Annotated in this window: 7 protein-coding genes and 1 riboswitch; of the genes, 1 reads left to right on the forward strand and 6 read right to left on the reverse strand. The window is 56.2% G+C overall.

Annotated features, from left to right (window positions below; all coding sequences use genetic code 11):
- Positions 1–11: 11 nt before the first annotated feature.
- The gene (locus ACR0BZ_RS10570; protein WP_209251492.1) at positions 12–2345 is read right to left on the reverse strand and encodes a heavy metal translocating P-type ATPase; all 2334 of its coding nucleotides are present in this window, start codon (positions 2343–2345) and stop codon (positions 12–14) included.
- A gap of 189 nt (positions 2346–2534) precedes the next feature.
- Between ACR0BZ_RS10570 and ACR0BZ_RS10575 the strand changes: the two genes are divergently transcribed.
- Positions 2535–2807, forward strand: coding sequence for a hypothetical protein (locus ACR0BZ_RS10575; RefSeq protein ID WP_209251491.1), 273 nt, complete (start codon positions 2535–2537; stop codon positions 2805–2807).
- Positions 2808–2848: 41 nt separating this feature from the next.
- Here ACR0BZ_RS10575 and ACR0BZ_RS10580 read toward each other — a convergent pair whose 3' ends face one another.
- The 5 genes from ACR0BZ_RS10580 to ACR0BZ_RS10600 all read right to left on the reverse strand — a co-directional run.
- Positions 2849–3511: a L,D-transpeptidase gene (locus ACR0BZ_RS10580; RefSeq protein ID WP_170634676.1), complete on the reverse strand. Its 663-nt coding sequence runs from the start codon at positions 3509–3511 to the stop codon at positions 2849–2851.
- 397 nt (positions 3512–3908) lie between these two features.
- Complete coding sequence (locus ACR0BZ_RS10585) at positions 3909–4412, reverse strand: hypothetical protein (RefSeq protein WP_170634678.1); 504 nt, start codon at positions 4410–4412, stop codon at positions 3909–3911.
- A gap of 64 nt (positions 4413–4476) precedes the next feature.
- On the reverse strand, positions 4477–5175 hold the full coding sequence (locus tag ACR0BZ_RS10590; RefSeq protein WP_170634742.1) for a CbtA family protein: 699 nt from the start codon (positions 5173–5175) through the stop codon (positions 4477–4479).
- A 4-nt stretch (positions 5176–5179) separates the two neighbouring features.
- A complete protein-coding gene (locus tag ACR0BZ_RS10595; RefSeq protein ID WP_170481539.1) occupies positions 5180–5350 on the reverse strand; it encodes a CbtB domain-containing protein in 171 nt (56 codons plus the stop codon).
- 34 nt (positions 5351–5384) lie between these two features.
- Positions 5385–5600, reverse strand: a riboswitch (cobalamin riboswitch).
- Between the two features lie 181 nt (positions 5601–5781).
- A partial coding sequence (locus ACR0BZ_RS10600) for a DUF1636 family protein (RefSeq protein WP_480920153.1) occupies positions 5782–6000 on the reverse strand: 219 nt, incomplete at its 5' end.

Raw genomic sequence — 6000 nt, forward strand, 5'->3', positions numbered from 1 at the left:
GGCTTCCACTCTTATGTGGTCGCAGCGCCTGTTCCGTGCGAGCCAAGGGTATTTGCCGCAGTCTGGGCGGTGTGATCTTCCGGAGCTTTCAGAAGCCGTAAGGCATTGGCCACGACCAGCAAGGACACTCCGACATCCGCGGCGATTGCACCCCACATGGATGCCAGCCCAAAACCCGTCAGAGTCACAAACAATGCTTTGGTCGCAAGTGAGAAGCCGATGTTCTGACGGATGATCGACATGGTTCGACGTGAATGGTCGATCAGCCAGGGTACTTTACCGATGTCGTCGGTCATTAGAGCAATATCTGCGGTCTCAATAGCAGCGTCGGACCCAACTGCACCCATCGCGACCGCATAATGTGCCCGAGCCATCGCAGGTGCATCGTTGACGCCATCGCCGATCATCGCAACCATCTCGTGTTGCTCTGCCAGTTCTTCGATCGCAGCGACCTTGTCTTCCGGCAGAAGCTGGGCCCGGACTTCGTCGATGCCGACTTCGGCTGCTACCGCTCTCGCGGTTTGTTCGTTGTCACCTGTCAGCATGATGATTGACTTCACGCCCTGCGCGTGAAGCCGGGCAACGATGTTCTTGGCTTCGGGGCGAATGCGGTCCCGCAGCTCAAGCAAACCGGTGACTCCGTTCTCATCCCCGACAACCACAAGTGTGCTTCCCGCGCTCTCGATCTGGTTGCTCAATTCGGCAGGAATGGACGCGCCAAAGCCCTTCTCTACAGCGAAGCGGTCAGAGCCAAGCCAGATATTTCCGCGCTCGGTGCGGCCCTCAAGACCCCGACCGGGAACGGTTCGGATATCTTCAGCCGCAGATATCGAAATGTCGGTCTGTTCTGCCCTGGTGAGAATGGCGCGGGCCAACGGGTGTGAAGATCGAACCTCAAGGCTGGCAGCGCTTGCCAACAGTTCCCGCTCGGATGCGCCGCCCAGCGGATAGACATTGGCCACTTCAGGCTCGCCCATGGTGATCGTGCCGGTCTTGTCCATGGCCAGTGCGGTAGTGCGCCCGGGGGCTTCGATATATGCACCGCCCTTAATCAGAACCCCGGCCCGGGCCGAAGCGGTCAAAGCCGCAACGATTGAAACCGGCGTGGAAATGACGAGTGCACAGGGGCAGGCGATAACCAGAAGAACAAGTGCATTGTAAAACCAAAAGCCCCACGATGCGCCAAATGCAAGCGGTGGGATCAGGGCGATGGCCACTGCAACGACCATAACGATGGGCGTATAGATCCGCGCAAATTTTGTTACCCACTGCTCAACCGGCGCACGGCGCGCATGAGCATCACCGACCATCCGGATGATCTTGGCAAGCACGGTATCGGACGCTGTTTTCGTCGCACGTATTTTGAGGGTGCCTTCACCATTGATTGTGCCGGCGTAGACCTCATCACCCAGCTCTTTGGGGATCAGTGCGCTTTCACCTGTGATTGGAGCCTGGTCAACGGCACCGGCCCCTTCGATGACTTCCCCGTCAAGTGGAATGCGATCCCCACCCCGAACGATGAAGCTGTCGCCGACAAAGACATCCGCCGCCGGGACCGTTGCCTCTGAGCCGTCAGCACGAACCAGCCGAACCGTCGGGGGGGCCAGATCAAGCAGCGCGGATACTGCGTTGCGAGCCCGTCCGACACTCCAGCTTTCCAGATAAAGAGAGAGCGAAAAGAAAAATGCTACAGTTGCCGCTTCAAAAAACTCACCCAGACCGATGGCACCAGCGACGGCAACAACCATCAAAAGGTTCATATCCGGCGAAAGGCGCTGCGCCGAAGACCAGGCCTTGGGGGCCACCAGCCAGACGCCAAACAAGATCGCGACCGCGAACAAAGTGGCCTCGGGCAAAGGCATCGGAACCTCACCATGTCCCGAAAACAGTCCAAGCGCTCCGCCCATGCCTGTTTCGAAGATGTGCCAGCCAAAGCCTGCCGCCCAAAAACCTCCGCTGAGTGTGGTGAACCGTCGCTGACGCGCAATATGCGCCGCCTGATCCAGGGCGGCATTTCCGTCATCCCAAGGTTTGGCGTTCATACCGGTGCAGGCAACCAGCAGCATGACGTCTTCGTCAGAAAGCTTGGCAGCACTTTCAAGAAGCGTCATTCGACTGTTGATGACATCAAAAGCGAGATGCTCTTCACCACCAACTTTCGGGCCGATAACCCGGTTCAGGATCACAACCTCTTCGGCGCAATCGAGGCCAGAGACCTGAAAGCTTCTACCGCCGTCAGGAATTGGACCGGCGGGGGCGATGGCGCCACACCCGCCACTACTGCATGCGTGGTGACCATGTTTGTTTTCGTGGCCATGGTCGTGGCTATGGGTATCGGATGACATGATCGGACCTCAAGAATCTCTATGGTCCTTTGTAAGTAGTTCCTACAGTAACTAGAGCTTCAATACCTTTCTGAATTTTTTAGCATCCGGGTTCCTTGCGCGTGATACCGACACTCCATTCCTTCTTGCGGGCTGGTCGCGTGGATGCAATCTAGTCGCAGAGGACGCAAAAAATTCTGGAACAGGTCAATGCAGAAACGGATCGCAATTACCATCACGTTAGTCTCGATTACTGCCGGTTGCTCAGCCCAGTTCACTGGGGCCAAAAGCAAAGCACTTGAACCAGGCAACGTGCCAGATTCAGTCGTTGCGCTGGCAGGGCCGGGGCAGGATCTGGCCACGGCACGCCTTTTGCCAGAAGACAATTGCTTCTGGTATGAGCACAGCGGACCTGTCGAGACGACATTGGTACCATTGCGCGCGACGAATGGCGCTCCGATCTGCGCCGCGCGAGACGCCTGATAAAAAAGAGGGCGACGACGTCCACCTACGCTGCCCAAAATTTATGAGCGGGCTGTGACGCTATCTTCGGCCGAGTATAAATATGCGGTCGAGCCGATTCTTACATGTGGGTAGAGATCATTGATATGGGCCATGATCATTCTAACACATCCAGAACTTGCGCGACCACCGATGCTTCTAGGCTGAGGCGTGCCGTGAATTCTGAGATATGTATCTCGATTTCCAACGTATAGATAAAGGGCTCGAGAGCCGAGAGCATTACTTGGCCCGGGTTCCATACCATCCCGAAATTCCGCGTATTCGGGGTTGCGCTCGATCATTGAAGCCGTTGGCGTCCAATGTGGCCACTCGACCTTGCGCCGGATAGCATAGGTTCCGGGCTCGTAAAGGTTCCCTCGCGCGATCGCAACGCCATAGCGCATTGCGGTCCCGCCTTCCTCGATATGGTAAAGATAGCGCGCGACCGCATCGACATGGATGTCACCAGGAACCAAACCATCATTTGCTACGACACGTCGTGGTAAAAAACGGTCATGAACGCCCCATGGATTTGAGGTCGCTGGATCGTAATCAAATGGCGTGACCTGGCTGTCCCAATAGGTCTTTTGCGACGAGGTTGGCCATGTTTTGGCGATCAATGGACTGGCCGCAGACGCGGAAAACAGCGCAGTGGTTGATTGAATGAAATAGCGCCTTGTCAGCATAGATCTCAGCCTGGTTCACAAGTTCAATGTATTTGCATCGCATTTTCACGATCAAATTCGAGTCTTAAAGCCTCTAGCAGCTAGAGCTTCAAGAGGTTTCAGGTAACGCTTAGTTTATCCAGTCGATCAGGTGCGCGGTGGCGTGAACTCTGATTTGATCGAGTTTGCTTTGGACTGGGTCAAAAAAGCAATGGAAAGAACCGAAATGCCCATTGTAGTTGCTTCATGTTTTCGGTTTCCGACGATGCAAGCCAAAGGAACAAGACGGGAATTCGGCGCGGCTTTGCAACAGCTTATCTGTCCTTGGATACAGAGCGGCAAAAACCCGCGCGCACGCTGTACTTGCCGCTTAGACCCGCTGAATCCGCGTAGTTGTCTTCTCAGCCAGGAATGTCAATCAGGAGTCATCGCCGTCAGGCTGCACGGTCACTTTGGCCTCCACGGGCACACCCTCAACCATCAGAGGGCTGTGGCTGTTGCCATTGAGAGAAACTTTTACTTCAACATCGCCATCGGGGAGCGACGGAAGGTGTAACCAATTGGCATAAAGGCGGCCCAGCTTTTCGCCGTTGATATAAACATGCGCGTGACCTTCGCCTGGAACGTCAGCCGTGGAGGCATTTTCCGGAGCAAAGCGAAAGTTCTGCGGTGTCACACGCAGATTCCAGCCCGCCATAGGATCCTTAATCATCTGGATCGCCACACTGGGGGCGTCGCTGTCGGCAGGCAGATTAGTGGCAGCGGAGTGGTCGTGCGCTGCCATCTCCATGTTGCCGCCGTGTTGGGCCGGGTCAGTATGGTCATGGCTCTCAAAGGTGCTACCGCTGCTGGCGGCAATCACAAAGCCAGCACCGCCGCCAAAGACAAGTCCGATGGCAAAGAGAGCAAGAGAACGGGACATCTTGTCATCCTCAATAAAAAAAACCCGCCGGTGTAACCAGCGGGGTAGCAATGGAGGAGCGCGATCAGACTGCAGCGCCTGCGCGCTTGCCTTCTGTCTGCCAGAAGTGGCCGGTGAAACTGCCTAAGAGTGCCCAGGCGGCCATGCCGATGCCGAAGGCCCGGGCAGCAAAAAGCGCCCCGATCTCGGTCGGAACCGGCCCAGAGAAACTCTCAGGCTCAGGGGCCCCGATAATATGCGGTACCATTAGCAGCACGGCCGCAATCAGGTAGCTTACCAGGTTACCTCCAAAGGCAATCAGCCACATGGCTACGCCGGCTGCGGCAACGGTGACCGTCCACCAGATCTGACGCACTCCCACATCTGCTGCCGCTACGCCGGGAACTTCTGGAGCCAGTGACAAGCCAGGAGCAAAGTGGAAGGCGACAAAGCCCGCAAGACCCCAAAGCAGGCCGGTGCGGCCGTTGATCTCATGCCCCTGACGTTCGGCTACTGACATCAGCGCCGCCAGGACTAGCGCATAGCCGGTGTAGGTAAGCATGGTGAAGATAATGCTGAGACCATCGCGCATCGGCTCGGCGAACATGCCGGGCAGGTCGGGATGCGCAGTTACGGGATCAGCGCCAAAATGCACCAGGTCGCCGCCCTCATAGAGCTCGGCGTGAAGTAGCACTGGCTGCACGAAATACAACTGCAGAAGGGCGGCAATCAGCCCCGCTGCTGCACCAGCGAACAAGCCGCTGGTCAGAATACGACTGAACATTGTTTTAGTGGCAGGGGAAGCCAGTTGCGTGGCGCACATCATGAGCCGCGTCATGCAGGCCAGAAGCCTGAACATGGCCAGTCACGGTAATGATCCCTAGACCCAGAACCACGGCGAATACTGCAGGCAGAAAGGATGCGCCAGCGGCGGATGCCTTGATCGTTTTTGTCGTCATTTTAATCCTCCTCGCCGTCACACCCGACGGCATATGTTGTGTCCATCCTACGGCCGGTCTCCTGACTCGCAGGTCACAGCAGACTTCCCCCTTCCCAGCGCCATTACGCCAGTGGTATTGGAAGGCCGCTCGCCGCTCACAGTCGCGGGGGCGGTCAAGGCTTCAGTGCGGTAGTTTGGTGCACCGTCCTCATTCCCGTTTCAGTCCCAGTGCGTAGGCACCTTTGGACACCGTAGAAGCCTTTATTGTTCCATAGTGCTTTGTTCCGTCAAGTACGAAAGCGACATCATAGTATTCTGCAGCGGTCAATCTTAGGTAATGGCAGGCTTGGTTTAGATTTTAGCCGTTCAGTGCAGAAGGCTAAGTCGAAAAACACAAACTGTAAGCTGAAAACTCGACACCGGAGCTTTGGTCGGCAAGTTGCATGTTGGCTATCTTTTTTGTGCCGGTATACGTGCAATCGCCTTGAAACGTAGCTTACCTAGCTTCCTGGCGTCAGCGAAGTCGCCGTCAGTACTGTCCTCATACATCCGCATGAAGATCATTATGTCCGGAAGATCGACAACCGTAACCTCACCGAAAAGATAGGCGGTCTTGCCGCTTTGTCGCACCGCCAACGTCTGTGGTCGGTGACAACCGGACATGCAATC

The organism is Ruegeria sp. P8, assembly GCF_056534665.1.